The sequence below is a fragment of the Sphingomonas sp. DMC8 genome (assembly GCF_056314185.1).
In genome coordinates, this window is the sequence record NZ_JBQUYV010000007.1 from 21,300 (window position 1) to 43,870 (window position 22,571).

The 22,571-nt window shown below is 62.5% G+C and carries 20 protein-coding genes; 13 read left to right on the forward strand and 7 right to left on the reverse strand.

The genetic code is table 11. The features are described from left to right. The first annotated feature begins 41 nt into the window (after positions 1-41). Genes ACT53K_RS14600 through ACT53K_RS14610 form a run of 3 tightly spaced genes read left to right on the forward strand, consistent with a single transcriptional unit; the run spans position 42 to position 2,633 of the window. Positions 42-194 carry a hypothetical protein gene (locus ACT53K_RS14600; RefSeq protein WP_476229440.1) on the forward strand — a complete coding sequence of 51 codons (153 nt, stop codon included), beginning with the start codon at positions 42-44 and terminating at the stop codon, positions 192-194. Further along, positions 187-1,539: a putative O-glycosylation ligase, exosortase A system-associated gene (locus ACT53K_RS14605; protein WP_476229441.1), complete on the forward strand. Its 1,353-nt coding sequence runs from the start codon at positions 187-189 to the stop codon at positions 1,537-1,539. The genes ACT53K_RS14600 and ACT53K_RS14605 overlap by 8 nt, the downstream gene beginning before the upstream one ends. Further along, positions 1,536-2,633, forward strand: coding sequence for an acyltransferase family protein (locus ACT53K_RS14610; protein WP_476229442.1), 1,098 nt, complete (start codon positions 1,536-1,538; stop codon positions 2,631-2,633). Before ACT53K_RS14605 ends, ACT53K_RS14610 begins: the two co-directional genes overlap by 4 nt. Here the strand turns inward: ACT53K_RS14610 and ACT53K_RS14615 are convergent. Beyond that, on the reverse strand, positions 2,584-3,135 hold the full coding sequence (locus ACT53K_RS14615; RefSeq protein WP_476229443.1) for a type 1 glutamine amidotransferase domain-containing protein: 552 nt from the start codon (positions 3,133-3,135) through the stop codon (positions 2,584-2,586). The two genes, ACT53K_RS14610 and ACT53K_RS14615, sit on opposite strands and share 50 nt — an antisense overlap. A 115-nt stretch (positions 3,136-3,250) precedes the next feature. Between ACT53K_RS14615 and ACT53K_RS14620 the strand changes: the two genes are divergently transcribed. Together ACT53K_RS14620 and ACT53K_RS14625 are read left to right on the forward strand one after the other, a co-directional pair. Beyond that, positions 3,251-4,267 (forward strand): DNA topoisomerase IB, encoded by a 1,017-nt coding sequence (locus ACT53K_RS14620; RefSeq protein WP_476229444.1) that lies wholly within the window; start codon positions 3,251-3,253, stop codon positions 4,265-4,267. 10 nt (positions 4,268-4,277) lie between these two features. Beyond that, positions 4,278-5,468: a mechanosensitive ion channel family protein gene (locus ACT53K_RS14625; RefSeq protein WP_476229445.1), complete on the forward strand. Its 1,191-nt coding sequence runs from the start codon at positions 4,278-4,280 to the stop codon at positions 5,466-5,468. Between the two features lie 53 nt (positions 5,469-5,521). Here the strand turns inward: ACT53K_RS14625 and ACT53K_RS14630 are convergent, their stop codons facing one another. Continuing rightward, positions 5,522-6,430, reverse strand: coding sequence for a glycosyltransferase family 2 protein (locus tag ACT53K_RS14630; protein ID WP_476229446.1), 909 nt, complete (start codon positions 6,428-6,430; stop codon positions 5,522-5,524). Between the two features lie 154 nt (positions 6,431-6,584). Between ACT53K_RS14630 and ACT53K_RS14635 the strand changes: the two genes are divergently transcribed. Next, positions 6,585-7,577 carry a glycosyltransferase family 2 protein gene (locus ACT53K_RS14635; protein WP_476229447.1) on the forward strand — a complete coding sequence of 331 codons (993 nt, stop codon included), beginning with the start codon at positions 6,585-6,587 and terminating at the stop codon, positions 7,575-7,577. Between the two features lie 83 nt (positions 7,578-7,660). Here ACT53K_RS14635 and ACT53K_RS14640 read toward each other — a convergent pair whose 3' ends face one another. Both ACT53K_RS14640 and ACT53K_RS14645 read right to left on the reverse strand, forming a co-directional pair. Beyond that, positions 7,661-8,935 carry a YceI family protein gene (locus ACT53K_RS14640; RefSeq protein WP_476229449.1) on the reverse strand — a complete coding sequence of 425 codons (1,275 nt, stop codon included), beginning with the start codon at positions 8,933-8,935 and terminating at the stop codon, positions 7,661-7,663. 623 nt (positions 8,936-9,558) lie between these two features. Continuing rightward, a complete protein-coding gene (locus ACT53K_RS14645; RefSeq protein WP_476229450.1) occupies positions 9,559-9,936 on the reverse strand; it encodes a hypothetical protein in 378 nt (125 codons plus the stop codon). 669 nt (positions 9,937-10,605) lie between these two features. Here ACT53K_RS14645 and ACT53K_RS14650 point away from each other — a divergent pair. Together ACT53K_RS14650 and ACT53K_RS14655 are read left to right on the forward strand one after the other, a co-directional pair. Further along, on the forward strand, positions 10,606-11,517 hold the full coding sequence (locus ACT53K_RS14650) for a carotenoid biosynthesis protein (RefSeq protein WP_476229451.1): 912 nt from the start codon (positions 10,606-10,608) through the stop codon (positions 11,515-11,517). Then, positions 11,507-12,145 (forward strand): TetR/AcrR family transcriptional regulator, encoded by a 639-nt coding sequence (locus tag ACT53K_RS14655; protein ID WP_476229453.1) that lies wholly within the window; start codon positions 11,507-11,509, stop codon positions 12,143-12,145. The genes ACT53K_RS14650 and ACT53K_RS14655 overlap by 11 nt, the downstream gene beginning before the upstream one ends. A 224-nt stretch (positions 12,146-12,369) precedes the next feature. Here the strand turns inward: ACT53K_RS14655 and guaA are convergent, their stop codons facing one another. Next, complete coding sequence (gene guaA / locus ACT53K_RS14660) at positions 12,370-13,929, reverse strand: glutamine-hydrolyzing GMP synthase (RefSeq protein ID WP_476229694.1); 1,560 nt, start codon at positions 13,927-13,929, stop codon at positions 12,370-12,372. Between the two features lie 205 nt (positions 13,930-14,134). Here guaA and ACT53K_RS14665 point away from each other — a divergent pair, with 205 nt between their 5' ends. Further along, the gene (locus ACT53K_RS14665) at positions 14,135-15,415 is read left to right on the forward strand and encodes an OprO/OprP family phosphate-selective porin (RefSeq protein WP_476229454.1); all 1,281 of its coding nucleotides are present in this window, start codon (positions 14,135-14,137) and stop codon (positions 15,413-15,415) included. Between the two features lie 31 nt (positions 15,416-15,446). After that, positions 15,447-17,288 (forward strand): methyl-accepting chemotaxis protein, encoded by a 1,842-nt coding sequence (locus ACT53K_RS14670; RefSeq protein ID WP_476229455.1) that lies wholly within the window; start codon positions 15,447-15,449, stop codon positions 17,286-17,288. A gap of 48 nt (positions 17,289-17,336) precedes the next feature. Here the strand turns inward: ACT53K_RS14670 and ACT53K_RS14675 are convergent, their stop codons facing one another. Together ACT53K_RS14675 and ACT53K_RS14680 are read right to left on the reverse strand one after the other, a co-directional pair. Next, complete coding sequence (locus tag ACT53K_RS14675; protein ID WP_476229457.1) at positions 17,337-19,397, reverse strand: prolyl oligopeptidase family serine peptidase; 2,061 nt, start codon at positions 19,395-19,397, stop codon at positions 17,337-17,339. Between the two features lie 73 nt (positions 19,398-19,470). Then, positions 19,471-19,788 (reverse strand): hypothetical protein, encoded by a 318-nt coding sequence (locus tag ACT53K_RS14680; RefSeq protein ID WP_476229458.1) that lies wholly within the window; start codon positions 19,786-19,788, stop codon positions 19,471-19,473. 208 nt (positions 19,789-19,996) lie between these two features. Here ACT53K_RS14680 and ACT53K_RS14685 point away from each other — a divergent pair, with 208 nt between their 5' ends. Genes ACT53K_RS14685 through ACT53K_RS14695 form a run of 3 tightly spaced genes read left to right on the forward strand, consistent with a single transcriptional unit; the run spans position 19,997 to position 22,421 of the window. Then, on the forward strand, positions 19,997-20,473 hold the full coding sequence (locus tag ACT53K_RS14685; RefSeq protein ID WP_476229459.1) for a TadE/TadG family type IV pilus assembly protein: 477 nt from the start codon (positions 19,997-19,999) through the stop codon (positions 20,471-20,473). Beyond that, positions 20,473-20,997: a TadE/TadG family type IV pilus assembly protein gene (locus ACT53K_RS14690; protein WP_476229460.1), complete on the forward strand. Its 525-nt coding sequence runs from the start codon at positions 20,473-20,475 to the stop codon at positions 20,995-20,997. The genes ACT53K_RS14685 and ACT53K_RS14690 overlap by 1 nt, the downstream gene beginning before the upstream one ends. Positions 20,998-21,011: 14 nt before the next feature. Then, the gene (locus ACT53K_RS14695; RefSeq protein WP_476229695.1) at positions 21,012-22,421 is read left to right on the forward strand and encodes a pilus assembly protein TadG-related protein; all 1,410 of its coding nucleotides are present in this window, start codon (positions 21,012-21,014) and stop codon (positions 22,419-22,421) included. The last annotated feature ends 150 nt before the right edge of the window (positions 22,422-22,571 follow it).

Consider the following 22,571-nt stretch of genomic DNA (forward strand, 5'->3'; position numbering starts at 1 on the left):
ACCGCGCTAGATCCGTTCCCGGAAGGAGCGCCGGCCGGGCCATGATCGACAATCTATCGCTGGCGCTCACCCATGGGCTGATGCTGCTCGCCGCCTTTCTGCTGCTGCGCCGCCCCGACCTCGATCGCGAACCCGGCCCCGACGAGCAAAAGCGCGCGCCCAAGAAGCAACGCTGGGGCAAGCCCGGTGCGTGACTATGCCTTCATCCTGTTTCTGCTGGCGTTTTTCGGCATGGGTTTTCGCAGGCCGTTCCTGTTCGTGCTCGTCTATGCCTATATCGACATCGTCTCGCCCCAGCGGCTGACCTATTTGCTGCTCAATTCGCTGCCGATCTCGATGATCGCGGTGGCGCTGGCGGTCGGCGGCTGGGCTGCACTCGACGACAAGCGCGACCTGCGCGTGGCACCCCGCCAGGTGATGATCGTCGCATTGCTCGCCTATTGCTGGTTCACCACCAGCCACGCGGACTTCCCGCTGGAAGCAAAAGACAAATGGGACTGGGTGTGGAAGGCACTCGCCTTCGCCGCGTTCCTGCCGCTGACCCTGCGCACCAAGCTGCGGATCGAGGCTTTGCTGCTCTTCATGGTGCTGTCGGCCAGCTCGATCATCATCGTCGGCGGGATCAAGACCATCTTTTCGGGCGGCGGCTATGGCGAGCTGAACCTGATGGTCGACAATAATTCGGGGCTGTACGAGGGCAGCACGATTTCCACCGTGGCGATCGCGATCATCCCGCTGATCCTGTGGTTCACGCGCTTTGGCACGATCTTCCGGCCCGACTGGCGCGTGCGGGCCTTTGCCTATCCGCTGATCTTCGCCTGCCTGCTGATCCCGGTCGGCACCTCGACGCGAACCGGGCTGCTTTGCATCGGCCTGCTGGCGATGCTGATGCTGCGCGATACGAAGCGCAAGTTCGTCTATATCGGCGGCATCGTCGCGCTGGGGCTGATCGCGGTGCCCTTCCTGCCCGCCGCCTTCACCGAGCGCATGGGAACGATCAAGACCTATCAGGGCGATGCCTCTGCCTCCACCCGGCTGGCGGTGTGGCAATGGACGATGGACTATGCCCATGACCATCCGATGGGCGGCGGTTTCGAAGCCTATCGCCAGAACCAGATCCGCTACGAAAAGGTATCCGCAGTCAGCGACGGCAGCGGCGGCACGCGCATCGAACGCACGCTGGAGGTGGACAAGGCCCGCGCCTATCACAGCGCGTACTTCGAAATGCTGGGCGAACAGGGCTATCCCGGCCTGGCGCTGTGGCTGCTCATCAACATCGCCGGGCTGGTGCGCATGGAGGTTTTGCGCCGCCGCTATGCGCACCCCGCGCCGGACGAGGCCTGGATGGGCGCGCTCGCCTCTGCGCTGCAGAATGCGCATATCGTCTATCTGCTCGGCGCCGCGTTCATCGCGATTGCCTTCCAGCCCTTCATCTACATGCTGGTCGGCGCGCAGATCGGCCTCGACATCTATTCGGGGCGCCGGCGCGCGGCACAAAGTTGGCGACCGTTGCGGGCGCCGCGGGCAGCGGCCGCATGACCGCGCGGGCCGAACTGCGCGCGCTCACGGCGGCGCGCGGGCTGGCGGCATGGTTCGTCGTGCTCTTCCACCTGCGCCGGTCGATCGCCGGCCTGCCGCCGGAGGTGCTGGCCTTCCTGGCAAAGGGCTATCTCGCCGTCGATTTCTTCTTCCTCCTCTCCGGCTTCGTCATTGCGCTCAGTTATGGCGAGCGGTTGCGCGAGGGACGCTGGGCGGCGGTGCCAATGTTCTTCCAGCGCCGGATCGCGCGCATCTGGCCGCTGCACGTCACCATGCTGGGTTTCGCACTGCTGCTCGCGACGGCACTCTGGGCGACGGGCCGCGACGCCGCGGCCTTTCCGCTCGAGCAACTGCCTGCCCATCTGCTGCTGGTGCAAAATTGGGGCCTGGCCGATCCGCTCCGCTGGAACGATCCGGCCTGGTCCATCTCCTGCGAGCTGGCCGCCTATCTGTTCTTTCCGCTGCTGACCATGGCGGTGGACTGGCGCCGCCTGCCCTGGCCCGCAGTGGTGGCGGCGATTGCCGGTCTGCTGGTGCTGCTCCATCTCGCCTTTGCCTCGCGCGGTTATTGGCAGCTCGGGCAGGATATTGCCGGCATGGGCGTGCTGCGCTGCCTGATCGAATTCACGAGCGGCACCGCCATCTTCGCGCTGTGGCAGCGCTGGCGGGATCGATGGCACCTGCCCGCCGCGCTGGCGGCGCTCACCGCTGCGATGCTGCTGGCGGGCTGGACCGCTGGCGCCTTGCCCGAAACCCTGGCCGTGCCGACGATGCTCGCCGCGCTGCTGCTGGCACTGGCGCTGAGCGCGGGTAAACGCGGCAACCCGCTTGAGGCAACGCCGCTCCATTATCTGGGCGAGATCAGCTACGCCACCTATCTCGGCCATTTTCTCGTCTGGTACGCATTCAAGCTGGCAGTCGTGCACACCGCGCCGATCGGCTGGCCGCTGGTCGCGCTGTACCTGCTGCTCGTCGCCGCCGCGTCGGTGGCGCTCTACCACGGCGTAGAGCGCCCCGCGCAGCGATGGTTCAACCGGCTGCGCTTCAGGCCGGCGCGCTCACTTCCTCCAGCGCCGCAATCACCGCGCGGTTGAAGGCGGGAATGTCGCCCGGCTTACGGCTGGTGATCAGGTTCCGGTCAGTCACCACTTCCTCGTCGACCACATCGGCGCCGGCATTGGCCAGATCGGTGCGGATCGAAGGCCAGCTTGTCAGCCGCCGCCCCGCCACCACATCGGCTTCGGCCAAAAGCCACGGCGCATGGCAGATCGCCGCGACCAGCCGCCCGCCATCCATGAAGCTGCGGGCGATCTCCACCGCGCGGGGGTTCATCCGTAGCTTGTCGGGATTGCCGACGCCGCCGGGCAGCACCAGCGCGTCATACTCTTCGATCTCGACCTGTTCGACGGTGATGTCGGGGGTGATGCTCTTGCCCTTCTCTCTACCGCTTTCGCCGGTGATCGGATCGGTCTTGAGCGAGGCAAGCGTCACCTTCGCGCCGGCGTCGAGCAACGCCTGGCGGGGATCGAACAGTTCCGATTCCTCGAAGCCGTCGGTTGCGAGCATCAGCACGCGGGCATTTTCCAGCTGGGCCATGGGGCAATCCTTTCCGATTTTGGAATATGCGCCGCCAACCCGCGCGCGCGCCCGCTTGTTCCGGAACGAAAGCGCCGGGCGGCGCATTTCCCCGCCACCGCTGCAAGGAAGTGCGATGGACTGCCCTGACATCGTCTATGTCGATGATCATGAACCCGGAATCACCCGGCGGAAGATGCGCCACGGCTGGGGTTATTTCGATGCCTTGGGTGCTCGCATCACCGACCGGGAAGAGATCGACCGCCTAAACGCGATCGGCCTGCCCCCCGCCTATACCAACGCCTGGTTCTGCCCCGATCCCGCCGGCCATATCCAGGCGACGGGCTATGACGCCAAGGGCCGCAAGCAATATCGCTATCACACCGGATTTCGCGAGGCGCAGGAGGCAGCGAAATATGACCGCTGCGCCGCGTTCGGCGACGCGCTGCCCCGCCTGCGCCGCCGGGTCGAGGCAGACCTGCAGTTGCGCGGCCTGTGCAAGGCAAAGGCCGTGGCGGCGGTGGTCCGCCTGCTCGATCTCGGCACGATCCGCATCGGCAACGAAGCCTATGCCCAGGCGAACAAGAGTTTTGGCGCCACCACGCTGCGCAAGCGCCACGCCACGGTGCGTGGAAGCGCGCTGAGGCTGCAGTTCCGCGCCAAATCCGGCAAGCTCAGGGTGATGACGATCACCGACCGATCGCTCAGCCGCTTCGTCAAGCGATGTCAGGATCTGCCCGGCCAGCATCTGTTCCGCTGGATCGACGATGCGGGCGAGGCGCATCCGGTCGCCTCGGGCGACGTCAATGCCTATATCCGCGCGGCAATGGGCGGCGCGTTCACGGCCAAGCACTTCCGCACCTGGGGCGCGAGCGCCATTGCCTTCCGCACACTCGCGGAAGCGCCCGGCCCCATCGGACTCAAGGCGCTGCTTGCACCTGTCACGGAAGCGCTGGGCAACACGCCCGCCATCGCCCGCAAATCCTATGTCCATCCGCGCCTGATCGAGCTGGCGCGCGACCGCGAAGCGCAGGCTATATTTCATGCCGGGTTGCGCCTGCCGCGCACGACGCAGTACCTGAGCCGGTACGAACGCGGACTCATCGCCTTTCTGGAAAGCGATCCGGCCGCGCTACCCGCCCAGGCAGCCTGAACCGGACCTCATGCTCAACGTCACCAAAGCATCGCCTACGCATTTCGAACGCCAGCTCGCCGGGTTCTTCGGGGTCGCGCCCGAATGGATCACCGAGCATTGGCCCAGCATCCTGATCGCGGCCGCCATCGCAGCCGGGATCATGCTGGTGCTCCATACGCTGCGCTCCTGGGGGATGCGGCTGTGCCAGCGCAGCGATACGGGCAGCACCAACTGGTACACCATCTTCGGCCGCACCATTGCGCGGACCGGCAATTTCTTCATCGTCATGCTCGCGATCCGGCTGGTGGTGAACTACGCCCAGACCCCCGCGCTGCTCGACAAGACAGTGACGTTCCTGTTCACCGTCGCCAGTGCGTTTCAGGCGGCCGTGTGGGTACGCGAAGTGCTGTTCGGCCTGATCGAGCACCGCACGCGGGGCGACAATGCCAGTGAGAGCCTGTCGAGCGCGATCCACATTATCCGGCTGCTGATTTCGATCGCCCTCTTTGCGGTCGCGCTGGTAATGGTGCTCAGCAATGTCGGCGTGAACGTGACCGGCCTCATCGCCGGCCTTGGCGTCGGCGGCATCGCCATCGGTCTCGCCGCGCAGGGCATTTTCGGCGATCTGATCGCGGCGCTGTCGATCCTGTTCGACCGACCGTTCCGCGTCGGCGACAATATCAAGTTCGACCAGACCAGCGGCACGGTCGAAGGCATCGGGCTGAAGTCCACCCGCATCCGCGCGTTCGACGGCGAGTTGCACATCATCTCGAACCGCCAGCTGCTCGACAAGGAAATCCAGAACCTCACCGACCGGCACCGCATCCGCCTGCCGTTCAAGATCGGCGTGGCCTATGAAACGGCGCCCGACCTGCTCGATCGCCTGCCCGCAATTCTGCAGGAAATCGTCGAAGCGAACGGCGCGACGGCCGTGCGCAACGGCTTTTCGGGTTTCGGCGCCAGCGCGCTCGACTATGAGCTGATCGCCGAGGTGAGCACCGCCGACTGGAACGTCGCCCACCCGACGCGCGACCGCATCGTCACCGGTATCCTGCGCCGCTTTGCCGAGGAGGGGATCACGATCCCCTATCCCACCCAGACGACCTTTACCGCAGCCCCCTCGGGCAAGCTTATCATGCCCTATCCCGAGGTGCAGCCAGTGGTTCGGGTGGAGCCCGGTCAGCCCGCTTCTTCGGGCGAATCGAGAACCGGAACCTGACGGAACGAGCGCTCGAATTTATCTATTCGGACAAGGCAGCTTGTCTGGTTCCGTCAGCGAAGGGAGGCAGCGCGTTCGGGGCGGACCCGTCCGAGGCACAGGTCGCGTATCGCAGTCCAGTTGCCGACAGCGCGCCCCCGTCGATCGACCCAAGGTTCCGGGCGAAACATCCGGACATGGTTTGCGATCAGATTGCGGCTCATCAGCGTCACGGCCTTTTGCAGGTCCATGGTGCCCTTCCGATAAAGATACAGCGGATTGGCGATCTGCGAGTAGCCGAGCTTACGCCCGCTCGTTCGCCCGCGCTTGGTACCCATATGAACGCCCGCGAAGCCATCGGTCATACCGATTGGTCGGCCGGACGCGACCCGTGCGGAAAAATCCCAGTCCTCCTGCCATCCATAAAGCGGCAAGCGCTCGTCGAAACGATGATGCCGTATGTCCGCCCAGCGAAATGCCATGTTGCATCCATAAAGCCCTCCAGCCGGGCGGAATGCGAAACTTGGCTGGGCCGCTTTGCGCTCATACGCGCCGATCATTGCAGTGGCAGCTTCCAGGTCGATTCCGGGGGTATGGATGCCATCTGCAATCAAGTGGCCGCTCAGCCCAACTGCGTCTGGAATGGCGGCGAACGACGCAGAAATCCCGGCCAGGCATCCCGCTGTTGGTACATAGTCGTCATCGAAAAAGGCAATGATGGTTGGCTGTGACTCAATGGCGTTCAAGGCCTCGTTACGCTGGGCGCAAGATCCTTTTGGCGCAACGATAATCCGCAGTCCGATTTCGGCACGATCTTGCGCGCCAGGCGGCAGATCCTCCACGGAGGGGACTGACCAGATCATCTCCACAGGTGGCAGACTTTGGCGTGCAACGTGGTCGACCCAACGGCCCAGTTCTAAGGGACGGCCGGCGCTGGCAACGATGATCGCGATCCTGTCTTTTTCGTTAGCTTGCAGAACCATCGGCCCTCCATTCCAATATCTGTATGGCAACCAAGCACTTGATTGACGTCAAAACTGACTGAAAGCGGCGTCTCATCAGCTTTAGCCGGTACAGTTTTAGCCTCGTCGAGCGTCAGCCAGGCGGCTATAGCAGCGCGGGTGGGAGATAACATCGGTGTCGTCGAATATGCTCGTGAGTATAATCATCGCGAATTACAATTACGCGAAATATTTGCCGCGGGCGATCGACAGCGCGCTGGCCCAGGAAGGCGCCCGCACGGAAGTCATCGTGGTCGATGACGGATCCACCGATGATTCGCGTACGATCATAGAATCCTATGGCGACGCGATCGTTGCGCTGTTCCAGGCCAACGCCGGACAGCGCGCTGCAAATAACGCCGGTTTTTCGGCATCTTCCGGCGAAATCGTCATTTTCCTCGACGCGGACGACGTACTGGAACCCGCAATGGCGCGCGAGGTGGCCGCCGCTTGGCAACCGGGCGCGAGCAAGGTGCAGGTGCTGATGGCCAAGGTGGATGAACATGAACGGTCACTCGGCCGTATTCTTCCAGTCATACACCGCAATCTCAGCCCCCTAAATATTCGCAAATGGCTCCTTCAGGGAGGAGAATATCCATCACCTCCTGGATCAGGAAACGCCTATTCGCGTACATATCTCGATGAAATATTCCCAATCGGACCGGAACGAGACGATTTTACCGACAGCACCTGCATAGCAGCAGCACCTTTGCTCGGAGATGTCATTACTGTGCCGAAACTCCTGGTTCGCTACCGCATCCACGGTGCGAACGACAGCAATATGGGTGCCACAGCCAACGTCTTCGGGCGCGAAGTGCAACGGGCGATCCGGCGGTGGGAGGTCATCCGCGATGTGTGCGCCGTCCGGGGCCTGCCCGCGCCGGACAGGTCGATGCTGTTTCGCGGCAAACATCTGCTGCAACTACGCGCCGCTTCCCTGCGGATGGCGCCGGAGCGCCATCCGCTGACCGGAGATAGCAGGATGCGCGTCCTCTCTGATGCGCTGGCAGCCTTCTTTCGCGCAGACTTCGAGCCTATCACGCGGCGAGCGATGATCACATGCTGGTCGGCTGCGACCGCGCTGGCGCCAATGCCGCTGGCTAAATGGCTTGTTCGCAAGCGCTTTTAACCTGCCCCCAAGGCCGTCAGGCAAGCTCATCATGCCCTATCCCGAGGTGCAGCCAGTGGTTCGGGTGGAGCCCGGTCAGCCCGTCACTTCGCCAGCGCCGCGAAACGGAAGCTGACCGCGACTGCGTCGGGGATGGTGTTCGGGTCGCTCCATTGGCCCTTGCCGACGCCGAAGGCGAGCCGCTTCACCGTGGCGGCGCCGCTTGCCTGGGCATGGTCGCCGTCGATCGTCAGCTTGAAGCTGACCGGCATCGCTCGCGTTACGCCGTTTAGCGCCAGCGTGCCGTCGGCGACATAGCCCGCGCCCTGCCGCCGAATCCGGGTCGCGGTGAAACGGGCATGGGGATGCGCCGCGACCGCGAAGAAATCATCGCCCTTCAGCGTAGTGTCGCGTTCGTCATCGCCGCTCGCGACCGACGCGAGATCCACGTCCACCGCGATCCGCGAATGCGCCAGATCGTCGGGGCTGAACTGGATATCGGCGGTCCATTGCCCGAAATGGCCGTGGATCGTCTCGCCGCTATACTGGACCTGGAAACCCAGCGTACCGCCCGGCTGCAACTTCCAGCTGCGGACCGGCACCGCCGCATCGGTCGCCGCTGGCGTCGGCGAGGAGGATGCCGCGGGCGTCGGGCTCGCTATACCAGCGGTTGAAGGCAAGGCGGCGGGGACTGCAAGAGCAGCCGTCGCATTCGGCGTGGACGTCGTCGGCACTGGCACGGGCGCCGGAACATGCGTCTGATAGCGCCACGAGCCTGCCAGAAAGGCGCCGACACAGGCAGCGAGCGCGACCAGAGCCGCCACGGTCAGGGCTGGACGGCGACCGACCGCCGCCGGCATCATCCGGCCGATCACATCGTCGCGCATCAGATGGTGGCGCAGCGCGCCCGCAACATGGAGCACGACCAACCCGGCAAGCAGCCACCCGATCAGGCCATGGATCGTCTCGGCCGGCTCGTGCAGTGTGTGGCTTACCGGCAGATGCGGCAGCGGTACCAGGCCGAACAACAGGGTCGGGAGTTTGATCTTCGCCGTGGAGACCAGGATCCAGCCGCTGATCGGGCCGACGATCATCACGACGTACAGCAGCGCATGCACCGCCGCGACCAGCAGTTTGACTGCAGGATGCCCCTCAACGGGCGCCGGCCGGGGCACTGCAATACGCACGAGCAACCGCGCGAGCGAGAGCACCAAAATCAGGATGCCCACCGATTTGTGAAACTGAAAGGCGGCGAACACGGTGGACTTGGGCAGATCCTCCAGCGCCCAGCCCAGGCCGAGCTGGAACAACAGCAGCAGGGCAAGCGCCCAGTGCAGCAGGATCGCGATACCGCTATAGCGTTGCCTGAGGCGCTCCACTGTCGACCCTTTCGTCATCCCGCGGGGACAGCGGCCGACACAGATGCCGAATCGCGCCCGCAACGACACGGTGTTGCGCCCGTCGGGCACAGCCGCGCAAGGGCCCGGATCAAACCATATTTCCCGGCATCAGGCGACGTGCCATCCGGACGCTCTCACGCAACATTTACGCGATTTAAAATCCATCATCCAAGATGGCGTCCAGCACGAAGCCTCCCCTCTGCGCAATTTTTACGCGAATCTTTTAATATACCCCTCAGCGAAATGCCTTTTCGCTACCAATTACATTACAGACGATTATCGTCACATGTTGGCATGATAAAATATAGCCATCATCGCGATAAAATATCAATGACATTTCAATCAAAAACAAAACGGAATTTTTCGATCCATCCCCTTATTCCATCCAAATCAAGATCGCCTCTTTTAGGCATAACGAACAACGCCTGCCTCCCGCACGCCTCTACAGGTTTGATAAAATTTTCCACGAAATGATATTTTGGCCGATTGACGTAATCATCGAAAAATATTTTCGACCCCTCTTCAGCATTTATAAGGCATGTTAAAAAACAACACACCCTAAAACGCCCATCAATCAAAATAACATTAGGCCTTTTGCAATTTTACCAAAGCCAGTCTGTGTAATTATTAAAATTATCCAATCTCGTATAACCAAGAGGAGTGCCCCATTCACCAATAGGCCCGACATCCGCCCAATATAATTCAGGCTTCTTTTCTTGGTTACAATCACGATAAACGAATTCTATCCATTCATAAGAGCTATCAACGCTGAAAATTTCACAGCCTATTGCATTAGAAACCCAAATAGTTGAAGCGCCACAACCGTATTCACCATACACGACATCCCCACTAAAGGCCGCCTTAAACAGCGCGTCGTCGCCATCAAACAATGAGTCCGAATTTTTCTTCGGTTCCTTTATTTTGGAAATTGCGTACGGTAATATCGGCGGAATAACTGCTTTTACTATTTTTTTAAACATGACCAACCTCTTATCGCTATAAGAAGTTTGAACGCCACAAGACGAACCTAGATAAGCTCTACAACTAGTTAAATCGTGGCCATGACAAGTCAATGCATCGCTATTTTAGCCGAGGCGCTGCGATACCCAAATAATGCGATTAGCGCCTTTACGGCACCCCTACGTTCCACCAACTTTGCAAGCCCGATTCGTTTAGCGCTGCGTTACATTGCATCACCGATTCCAGGGCATTCTAAATGCCGTTAACAATGCGTGTCAACGCATTTGCTCTAAATTAGTCACTATATTGCGTGTAAAAACAATGATTGCATGAACTGCTTTATCTTCGCTCTAAGTATCTGACAGATCTTCGAGAAATAATTTCAGCGGCTGAGTGTACCGTAAAAGGCACCGCCAAGAACATATCCTTTTGATTTTGCTGAGTTTTTAGGAACGAACCAAGCTAGACCAGGATCAGTATCCGCTGTGCCGGGCTTTCCATCGTGCCGTCCGAGATCCCCGGCGGGATCGACGAACGCCATCGGTTGCCGGACCGGGCCGACCTCGGCCCTTCGTGAGATGGCGACGGATGGTTCCGACACACCATGTTGTCGTGGCCCCGATATATATGTTACGATATGATAACGAAACTGATCATCGAGACAGTGGTCCGAATCTGGAGTGTCAAGGATGAATGGAAAAACGAGCGTCGTCTCCGCGTCGGCGAAGACATGGTTAGACATAGCGATCTGGATTCTGGCCGCGGCGACAATCGGTGTCGCCCTTGTGATACAGTTCGTCTCCGGAGCCGGAGCGGGCATGGCCTTTCCCCTGCTGCTGGTTTTTCCGCTCACATTGATTCACGGATACCAGCGCTACGGCGCAAAAAAATTCTCGTTCTTTTTCCTGTTTGCGTATCTCATCAGTAACGCCTTTGAGAATCTGAGCATTATTACCGGCTTCCCGTTCGGGCACTATCATTACACCTCACCCAACAAGCTGTTTCTCGTGCCATGGGCTATCGGCTTTATCTATGTCGGTCTGGGCTATACCGCCTGGCTGGTCGCCACCGCGCTGCTGGATGAGGCGGATGCCAAGCTGGATTGGCGCACCGGCAAGGCCGCGCGCATCAACACCCTTGCCCTTCCGGTGATTGCGGGCGCGGTGATGACAATGTGGGACGTGTCGACCGATCACTGGGCCTCGACCGTCAATAACACCTGGATCTGGGAAAATGGTGGCGGGCTGTTCGGCGTCCCCTATCGCAATTATCTGGGCTGGTGGTTTGTCACATGGTCCTTCTTCCAGGCTTTCAGCCTGTATCTCGCCTTCGTGCAGAGCAGAGTGACAGCCGGGCAAACGGTCGTTCTTCGCGGACGGACCCTGCCCTCGGTTCTGATCTATGGCGCACTGGGCCTTCAGTTTGCACTGTACCAGATTTTCGGGGCTTCCGTGGAGGGTACGGTTGTCGATGCGCTCGGCAAGACATGGGTCAAGGCCGATATGTATGAGGCAATGACCGCGATTGCCAGCTTCACCCTGGTTCCGATCGCGCTGCTGGCATTGTTCAAACTTTGGCGAAAAGACGCGAATGGATACTGACCCGTCGCCGCACAATAAGACCATTGCAGCACGAAGCCCTGGGACCCGGCGCCCGGGGCGGCCGCAAGACCCGGGCATAGATATTGAGATCCTGGCCGCGACGCTCGACATTGTGGCCGAGAGCGGGTTCAACGCCTTGTCTCTCGCCGAAGTTGCCCGTCGCGCCGCTGTCTCGGTTCCGGCGATCTACCGTCGCCATGCTAACAAGGAGGCCCTTGTTACGGCGGCGTTGCGCCATGAAGTGGAAAACTTATCCGCGACCGGCGCGGACACGGGCAATCTCCGGGATGATCTTGTCGCGATGGTGCAGCAAATTGCGGCTGCACTGACCGAGAGGAGAATAAGGATTTTTCTCAATATAATCCTGGCCGGCGAGGAATGTATCGAATTGCGAGGTCTGCTCACGGCAGAACTTCGACGGATCGACCTGGGTATCTGGGACCAAGCCCTGTCCAGAGCGCGTAACCGCGGCGACAGGGTCAGGCCGGGTGCCATCTCCAGTCTGGCGACGAGCATGCCCGTTGCCTATATATTCGGAAAAACCCTTCTTGAAGGCTCTCTGCCAGATCAGGAAGAATTGGAAACATTGATCGACTCGGTCATTCTGCCGATCTTGATATCGTCCTGAGACTCGGTCTTTTAGCTCGACTTTGTACGATCATGCCGCGAAGCATATGGCTTGGCCTGCACCCCTGTCGCCGGCCGAAGATCGGCTATAATGTGTCCCCATTCGCGCAAGGCGACGTTGACAGGCTTGGCTATGCGCCTTGCGCTCGTTGATTTGTGGGAAATTCGGCATCAGAATAAAAATCTGTATTTTCAATACCGTACCATGACAGACTTACGGCCCTGTCACTCCCACTCGATCGTGCCGGGCGGCTTCGAGGTATAGTCATAGACTACGCGGTTGACCCCGCGCACTTCGTTGACGATCCGCGTCGCCACGCGCGGCAGGAAGCCGCCGGGGAACTCGAACGCCTCGGCTGTCATGCCGTCGATCGACGTAACGGCACGCAGCGCCAGCACGCTGTCATAGGTGCGGCCGTCGCCCATCACGCCCACGCTGCGCACCGGCGTCAAAACAGCGAACGCCTGCCAGATCGCGTCGTAGAGACCGGCGTTGCGGATTTCTTCCAGATAGATTGCATCGGCCTTGCGCAGGATGTCGCAGCGTTCCTTGGTAACTTCGCCCGGAATGCGGATCGCAAGGCCCGGACCCGGGAACGGATGCCGGCCGACGAAAATCTCCGGCAGGCCCAGTTCGCGGCCCAGCGCGCGGACTTCGTCCTTGAACAGTTCACGCAGCGGCTCGACGAGCTTCATGTTCATGCGTGCCGGCAGGCCGCCGACATTGTGGTGGCTCTTGATCGTTACCGAAGGCCCGCCGGTGAAGCTGACGCTTTCGATCACATCGGGATAGAGCGTGCCCTGCGCCAGGAAATCGGCGCCGCCAATCTTGCGGGCCTCTTCTTCGAACACGTCGATGAAGGTCTTGCCGATGAACTTGCGCTTCGCCTCGGGATCCGTGACGCCCGCCAGGCCGTTCAGGAACAGCGTCTCGGCGTTCACATGGACGAGCGGGATATTGTAGTGGCCGCGGAACAGGCTCACCACCTGGTCCGCCTCGCCGGCCCGCATCAGGCCGTGATCGACGAACACACAGGTGAGCTGGTCGCCGATCGCCTCGTGGATCAGCACCGCCGCAACCGCAGAGTCGACACCACCTGACAGGCCGCAGATCACCTTGCCGTCGCCCACCTGCGCGCGGATCTCGGCGATCTTGGCGGCGCGGAATTCGGCCATGGTCCAGTCGCCCGACAGGCCGCACACATGCCGCACGAAATTGGCGAGCAGCTTCGCGCCATCGGGCGTGTGGACCACTTCCGGGTGGAACTGCATCGCATAATAGCGGCGCTCGTCATTGGCGATGACCGCATAGGGCGCGCCGGGGCTCGCCGCGACCGGACGGAAGCCCGGGGCCAGCGCCGCAACCTTGTCGCCGTGGCTCATCCACACCTGATGGCTTTCGCCGGTCTGCCACAGCCCGTCGAACAGCGCACAGCCATCGGCGATCTCGATAAAGGCGCGGCCGAACTCCCCGCTATCGCCCTGCACCACTTCGCCGCCAAGCTGGTGCATCATCACCTGCTCGCCATAGCAAATGCCCAGCACCGGCAGGCCACTGTCGAAGATCACCTGGGGCACGCGCGGGCTGCCTTCATCGAGCACCGAGGCGGGCGAACCGGAGAGGATCACGCCCTTGGGCTGCATCCGGGCAAAGGCCTCGGCGGCGGTGGTGAAGGGGGCGATCTCGGAATAGACCCCGGCTTCGCGGACACGGCGCGCGATCAGCTGGGTCACCTGGCTGCCGAAATCGACGATCAGGATGGAGTCGGTGTGCTGGAGCGTCATGGCCGGCCGATAGGGAGCCAGCACCGGCCTGTCAAAGGGCAGCGCCATATTTGCAGGCGCTCCGCCCGCAGGATCACGCCCGATCAGCCCGACATTCCAACGAATTTGCAGGCAACCGCGCCCGTAATGGAATCGATCCTATAATAATCCGGAATGTGTCCGCCCAGTTTCAAGCGCGTATCTTTTCCCTCCTGAGGATGGCCTGATGATTCCTTCTTCGCTGTGCACGATTCTGCTTGCCGCAACGGCCCCCGAAACGCCCGCGCCAACGCTTCCATCGCCCCCCGCCGTCGCGGAACCGGAAAAGGCGCCCGCGCCTGCCGTTCCGCAGCAGCAGGCGGGTCGCATCGAATGGCGCGGCGGCTCGCCCGTATTCGTGTCGGAGGACGGCCGCTTCACGTTCCGCCCGCTGGCCCAGCTCCAGATCGACGCAGCGACCACCACCGGCGCGCGGGACGACCTCAGCAACATCACCAAGACGGGGGTGCGGGCCGCGCATCTCGGATTTGCGGGCAATGTTGGCGACCATCTCGTCTATCAGTTCGAAACCGAACTGGCGAACGGATCGGCGCAGATCCTGTGGGCCTATGCCGGCTGGCGCGGGCATGTAGCCGGGGTTGGTGCGGACCTACTGGTCGGGAGCCTGCAGAACGACCGCGGTGTCGAAGGCAGCTCGGGCGGCGAGGCGCTACCGTTCCTGGAGGCGAACTTCGTCGCGAGCGTTATCGCCCCGGAACGCGGCGGCTTCGGCCTGGGCACGCAGGCGCGCTTGCTCGGCAATGGCTGGCATGTCTCCGCCTCGATCACCGGCGACGACATCAATGCCCGTCGCGCGCTGAGCGATGGTCGCACGATGCTGGCGCGTGCCCACTGGAACCCGCTGCACGATACGCGCGGGACGATCCATTTGGGTGGCTGGATCTATGATGAGCAGCTTTCCGGCGCCCCGCGCGCGCTGACGCCCGGCGCCAATGTAGCGCACGGCCTCAACGCCTTCACGGTTTTGCAGCCGCGCCCCATGCTGAACGCCAAGAGCGACACCGGCACCGGCGTGGAAGCGGGTGGCGTTGCCGGGCCGGTCTGGGTGATGGGTGAAGCCGGATGGCGCTCCACCACGCGCAACGGCCAGACCGATGCCCGCAGCAATGCCGCAAGCCTTTCCGCCGGCTGGTTCGTCACCGGCGGAACGCCCTACTACACCGCGGCGACCGGCGGCTTCGGCCGCCCGTCGGTGAAGCACCCCGTGTTCGAAGGCGGCGCCGGCGAAATCGAACTCACCACCCGGTACGAGATCGTCCGCTTCCGCACGGACGGGCTGCGCGATGCCGGCTCCGCCTTCACCGGCGGCGTCAACTGGTACCTGAACGACATGATGCGCGTGATGGTCAATGGCACCGCCTGGCGGCTGCGGCCCGACACCAGCGTGCCCGGTGCGCGGCCTGACCGCGGCTACACCTTCGCCGTGCGGACGCAGATCGTCCTCTGAAACACGAGCCCCGGAAGAAAAGGATTCTATCATGACGGCAATTAACCGCCTGAACCTGTCCGGAAAGCTGATCGCGGCCTTTGCCGCCGTCATCCTGATCGTGCTGCTTTCCGGCACCTACACCTATACCAGCCTGACTCGTCTGGCGGCGATTTCGGAATCGAACGCCAACAGCATCCACATGGCGCAGGAAGGCGAAGCCATGCTGGGTGCGATCATCCAGCAGGAAAATGCGCTGCGCGGATTCGCGATGCTGGGCCGCGAGGAACTGCTCGGCGAGTATCAGCAGAATATCGATGCCTTTCAGAAGGCGGCAAAGAATTTCGAGCAGGGAACGACCGAGTCGGACCAGCTCGATCGCCTGCGCGCGCTGCGCGCCGAAGCCGATGATCTCAACAACCGACGCTTTGCCGAACTCATCCAGCTCGCCCGCAACCCCGCCACGCGCGCCAAGGCGCAGGAAATTTCGGGGCGCAAGCAACTCCCCAAGGTGCGCGCGATCAGCGCAGAGATCGCGCAGCGCCAGCATGAGACCGTCGATGCGCAGCGCGCCCAAATGGCCGCAGCGAAGAACGGCGCAATGATCACCGTAACGGTGGGCGCGTTCGGCGCCGCTGCTATCGCCGCCGCGATGGCCTGGCTGCTAGCCCGCGCTATTGTCCGGCCGCTGGTGGGGATGACCGGTGCAATGACAAAGCTGGCCGAAGGCAATACCCAGGTCGACGTGCCGGCAACGGAACGCCAGGACGAAGTCGGCGAGATGGCCAAGGCGATGCTGGTGTTCCGCGAAAATGCCCGCGACAAGCAGCGCGCCGATGCCGAAGCTGCCAAGGCGCAGGAAGACCAGAATTTCGTCACCACCACGATTTCGGATAATCTGGGCCGGGTTGCCACGGGCGACCTGACGGTGGAAATCGCCGCAGAATTCCCGCCCGCCTATGCCGGCTTGCGGAACAACTTCAACGAAGCGATTTCGGGCCTGCGCAACCTGATCGGGGCAGCAGTCGAATCCACCAACGCCATCCGTACCGGCGCGGGCGAAATCGCCCAGGCTTCGGAAGACCTGGCCCGCCGCACCGAGGCGAATGCCGCAAGCCTGGAAGAAACCTCGGCCGCCATCACCCAGATGGACCAGCGTCTGCGCGCGACCGCCATGGCCGCCCAGAGCACGCTGGAACGTGCCGACGGTGCAATCAGTACCGTGTCGGGCGGCCGGTCGATCGCCGACGAAGCGATGCAGGCGATGGCCCGCGTGTCGGAAAGCGCCAAGGGCATCGACAGCGTGATCGAGGGCCTCGACAAGATCGCCTTCCAGACTCGCGTGCTTGCCATGAACGCTGCGGTGGAAGCCGGACGTGCGGGCGAAGCGGGACGCGGCTTTGCCGTCGTCGCCGACCTCGTCTCGGCCCTCGCGATGCGGGCGGAAGAAGAAGCCGGCCGCGCGCGCGACCAGCTGACTGCGACGCAGAGCGATATCGGCGCGGCAGTGGACATGGTGCAGCGTGTCGACGGCGCACTGGCCAACATCACCGGCGACGTGGGCGAGGTCCACTCGCTGCTGGGCGGCATCGCTGCGGACAACCAGGCCCAGGCGACCGCCGTGACGCAGATTTCGACGGCGATCGGTTCGATGGACCACGCCACCCAGCAGAATGCGGCAATGGTCGAGGAAACCTCGGCAGCGGCACGCACGCTGAACTCCGAAGTCGCGACGCTCGCCGAACAGGCCGGCCGTTTCAACATCGGCCGCAGCACCGTAAGCATCGTGTCTCCGCGCAGCTTTGCGCCCGTCAAGCCCCGCGTTGCAACCAAGGTTACGGCATTGCCCGTGACGGAAAGCGTCGGCAGCGCCGACGACTGGACGACCTTCTGATCTGGCTGCCGGCGCCGGGGTGCATCCCCGGTGCCGGCACCGCCGGTCTCAGCGGATCGCCAGCCCGGTCCACTGCGCCGCAAAGGCCCACAGGTCAGCCGCTTCCTCGATCACCTTGTCCGTCGGCTTGCCCGAACCATGGCCGGCGCGCGTCTCGATGCGGATCAGGTGCGGCTTGTCACCAATCTCCGCATGCTGGAGGGCGGCAGCGTATTTGAAGCTGTGGCCCGGCACGACGCGATCGTCCGTATCGGCCGTGCTCACCAGAATCGCCGGATATGCCACGCCGCTCCGGATATTGTGGTAGGGCGAATAGGCATGGAGGCGCCGGAAATCCGCTTCCTCCGACGGATAGCCATAGTCATCGACCCAATAGCGCCCGGCCGTGAACCGGTCGAACCGCGTCATATCCATCACGCCCACCGCCGGCAGTGCGGCCGCGAACAGGTCGGGCCGCTGGTTGGTAACGGCACCGACGAGCAGGCCGCCATTCGAGCCGCCCTGAATGGCCAGCTGGTCCTTGCCGGTGATGCCCTCGGCGACAAGATATTCGCCCGCCGCGATGAAATCATCGAAGCTATTCTGCTTGTTGGCGAGCCGCCCGCCATCGTGCCACGCCTTGCCATATTCGCCGCCCCCGCGAATATTGGCGACGACGAACACCCCGCCCTGCTCCAGCCAGGCCAGCCGCGATGCCGAGAAGCTGGGCGTCACCGGAATATTGAACCCACCATAGCCATAGAGGATCGTCGGCGCCGGCCCGGCGACGCTTTTCTTGCGGACGATGAACATCGGCACCTGCGTGCCGTCCTTCGAGGCATAGAAATGCTGCTCGACGGCATAGTCCTTCGGCTCGAACGCCACCTTGGGCTGCGCCCAGGGCTCTGCCTTGCCGCTCTCCACGTCGTAGCGGAAAATGGTCGTGGGATAGTTGAAGCTGGTGAAGGCGAAGAAGGTTTCGCTCTCCTGCGGGTGACCGCCGAACCCGCTGGCGGTGCCGATGCCGGGCAGCGCCACGCTTCCGTCCGGCGTACCGTCCAGCCGGTAGCGACGCACCGCCGTCGCGGCGTCGACCATGTAGCTGAGGATCAGCCGGTCGCCGACGATCGACGCTCCGGCCAGCGTTTCCTGCTGCTCGGGGACCACTTCTTCCACGGCAAGCGCGGGATCGGCCAGATCGATGGTGACGATGCGCTGGCGCGGCGCGCCATCATCCGTGGCGAACCAGAATTTGGTGCCGACATTGCCGATCGCCGACCATTCGTGCGCCAGCGTACCGATCACCGTTTTCGGCTGCCATGCCGGATCGGCCAGGTCGATGATGTGGACGAGGTTCTTGTTGTCGGTGCCCTCGCTGGTGCTGATGATCAGATAGCGGCCATCATCGGTGATGGCGGCATAATGGCTCTGCTTCGGCGTGGCCGGCGTTTCATAAGCCAGCCGGTCGGCCGATTGCGGCGTCCCGATCGCATGGAAATAGACGCGGTGATTCTCGTTCAGCGCCTGGAATTTGGCATCCGCCGGCGGCTCCGGATAGCGCGAATAGAAGAAGCCGCTGCCATCCTGCGCCCACGCCACACCCATGGTGAACTTGGCCCAGCTCACCACATCGCCCGTTTCCTGGCCGGTCGCGACATCGAGCACCCGGATCGTCCGCCAGTCGGTGCCGCCGTCCTGAACCGAATAGGCCAGCAGCGTCCCGTCCTCGCTGGGCAGCCATTCGGCGAGCGCGGTCGCGCCGTCCTGCGACCAGCCATTGGGATCGATCAGCACGCGCCCCGCACCGTTCAGGCCTTCGCGCACGAACAGCACCGCCTGGTTCTGCAGGCCGCTATTATGGGCATAGAAATAGCGGCCGCCCTTCTGTTCGGGCAGACCGAAGCGTTCATAATCAAACAGTTCGCGAATTCGGGCCTTGAAGGCGTCGCGGCCGGGCAGCGTGGCGAGATAGGCATCCGTGACGCGGTTCTCCGCCGCCACCCAATCGGCCACCGCCGGATCGTGCCGCACATCGGCTTCGAGCCAGCGATAAGGATCCGCAACGCGCAGGCCGAAATGGTCCTCCACCACATCGTCACGGCGGGTTTCGGGATAAGCGAACTGGGACATCGGCGCGGCACTCTCCGGAGGTTGCTGGTCTGGGCGGGGCCCAAAACCGCCTTAGGTGCGCCAGCTTCGCGGCTCAAGCGATGCCGAACCCGCCCGCCTCCGCCGCATTGGTCGGCAACGCCGCGATCCAGGCGCGCCCCATCCAGCGGCGCGCGACGACCTGTCCGGCGCGATGTTGCGCGCATGCCGCTTTTCCGGCGCCGTGACGCGGCGCACCCGGCTTACTTGCCCGCAAGATGGAAAGCGCGGCCGCCTCGCACCCAAGGGGTTCCTTCCAAGCCGAAACAAAACCCGCGGAACCAAGAAGCGAGGAATATCCCGCCCGAAGCACTGCGCAGCGATTGCCTGGGTACTTTCGAGCAACGCCCCACAAGGAAAAGATTTTCTTCATAATATTGCGGCATATATGCTGCCGCCGGGCAAAATCGCGCCCGGATCGGGGGGATTTCAGAAACTGCCGCGCACCGGGTGCGCAAGGCTATCTTCACGCTTTAGTAAGCATGTCGGGGTACCACCTTGGCATGTTCTGGCGCGCCCCTGCCCTGTTTGGACGATTACGGTCGTCGATCGCGCGGTTGCGGGTCGACAGGCGGGCCTCGGTGGCGCTGGAATTCGCCTTTGTCGCGCCGATGCTGTTCGCGCTGCTGTTCGCGATCATCGAAACCTGCCTGATCTATTTCACCAGCTCCGCGCTGCAGACCGCGACGGAAAAGACGGCGCGCATGGTGCTGACCGGCCAGGCGCAGGGCAGCAGCCTGACGGCTTCGCAATTCCAGCAGACCGCGTGCGCCGCGCTGCCTTCCTATATGAACTGCAGCAATCTGTTCGTGGACGTACAGACCGCCAGTTCCTTCTCCTCGGTGAACACTGCCTCGCCACAGATCACCTTCGACAACAACGGCAAGGTCAGCAACAACTTCAACTACACGCCCGGCGGCAGCGGCGACATCGTCATCATTCGCCTGATGTACATCTGGCCGGTGCCTAGCGGCCCGCTGGGTCTTAACTTCTCCAATCTCGGCAATGGCCAGCGCCTGCTGGTGGCGACCTCGGTTGCCAAGACGGAGCCCTATTGATGCGCGCGCTGCTGCGGCTGTGGCGCAATGTGCGCGGTGCCTCGGCCGTGGAATTTGCGCTGTCCGTGCCGATCCTGGTGCTGCTCTATCTGGGCACCTATCAGGTGAGCGACGCCGTATCCTGCTCGCGCAAGGTGACGATCACCACCCGCGCGGTGGCGGATCTTACCTCGCAATATCAGAGCGTCACCTCGCAGGTCGTGTCGAACATCCTGAACGCCTCGGCGCAGATCCTCTATCCGTTCAGTTCGGCCAACGCCGTCATTACGGTGTCGGAAATCTATACCGACAATAATGGCGCCACGACGGTGGTGTGGAGCCAATCCGCCAACGGCACCCCCCGCGTGGCCGGCACCACCTTCCCGGCGCCGGCATCGGTAGTGACCAAGGGCGCCTATCTGATCGTATCCGAAGTCCGCTATGCCTATGTGCCGGCGGTAACCTTCGGCGTCGTCGGCCCGCTGACCCTGGGCGACACGATCTACATGAGCCCCCGGCTCTCCACCTCGATACCCATGTCATGATCGGACAAGTGACCATGCGGACGAACCGGCTGTTGCGTCGCCTTTGCCGCGACCGGCGCGGCAATGTGCTGATGGTGATCGCGCTATCGATGGTACCGGTCACGTTCGCCGGGGCGATGGCGATCGATTATGGCCGCGCCATGCGGCTGCAGACGCGGCTGAACGCCGCCGCCGACGCCGCAGCGCTGGCTGCCGTCAACCAGCCGATGATGAACCAGTCGAGCGTCACCGCCTGCAACGCCGCCAAGACGATGTTCATCGGCCAGACGGGCGGGCTGCCCGGCCTGATCTTCAACGCAAATGATTCGACGCAGCTCAGCATTTCGGTGACGGACAGCGCCAGCACCAGCAGCAGCACCACCACCAATTGCTCAAACGCCAGCGCGGCGACGACGGCCAGCTACAGCCGCACTGCCCAGGTGACTTATCAGGCAAGTGTGCAGACGGCCTTTGCCGGCATCCTGGGCATGGCGACGCTGCCGATCCACGGCTCGTCGACCGCAACCGCCGCGATCGCGCCGAACATCGATTTCTACATCATGATCGATACGTCGCCGTCGATGCTGCTGCCGGCAACCAGTTCCGGCCTGAACACCATGACGAGCGCGACCAATGGCTGCGCCTTCGCCTGCCACCAGACCAGCACGTCGCAATATGACCCTGGCAATACCAGCTACGTTAATTGGCAGTGGCAGGATTATTATCAGGTCGCGCGCAGCAACAACATCACGCTGCGCACCGATCTGGTGCAAACGGCGGTCCAGGATCTGACCAGCCTTGCCGCATCCACCGCGCAGAACAATAAGGCGGTCTATCGGATGGGCCTTTCCGATTTCGACTATATGTTCCGCCAGCTCTGGCCGACCACTGCCAATAACGGCTATTATGTCGACAGCAACCTGACCAACGTCAGCAACAACGTCAGCAAGGCACAGGTACTGGCCTATTGCCGCAACAATCAACGCGTGTGCAACGTCAACGACAATGACACCGGCAGCAACTTCACCGCTGCCTTCACCGGCGCAGCAGGGATTATGCCGTTGAAGCCCGGTAACGGCACCAAAAATACTGGCGACACGCCGCAGGCGATGCTGTTCATCATCACGGACGGAATGCGCGACGAACTGTACAACGGCTCGCGTGTGATGGGGCCGATCCCGACCAGCATGTGCACCACGATCAAGAATCGCGGCATCCGCATCGCCATTCTGAACACGCAATATCTGCCGGAATCGGCCTCGGACGGGTGGTCGATCGCGAACGTTCGGCAGCCCTATCTGTCGCCCACCGACACGATCACGCCGGCACTGCAGAGCTGCGCATCGCCCGGCCTGTTCTATCAGGTGACGACCAACGACAACATCTCCACGGCGCTGGGGGTGCTGTTCCAGAAGGCCGTGTCGACTGCCCGCCTGACCAACTGACCCAAGCGGTTGATACGGCCTCATCCGCCCGTTGCGCCGCATCCACGCGCCGTCAGCCCAGCGCGCGCTGGCATGACGCAGGGGATGGTCGCAACCAATGCGGCGCGCGGAATGAAGCTGCGCAACACGCTCGCCTAAGCCTTTATACTC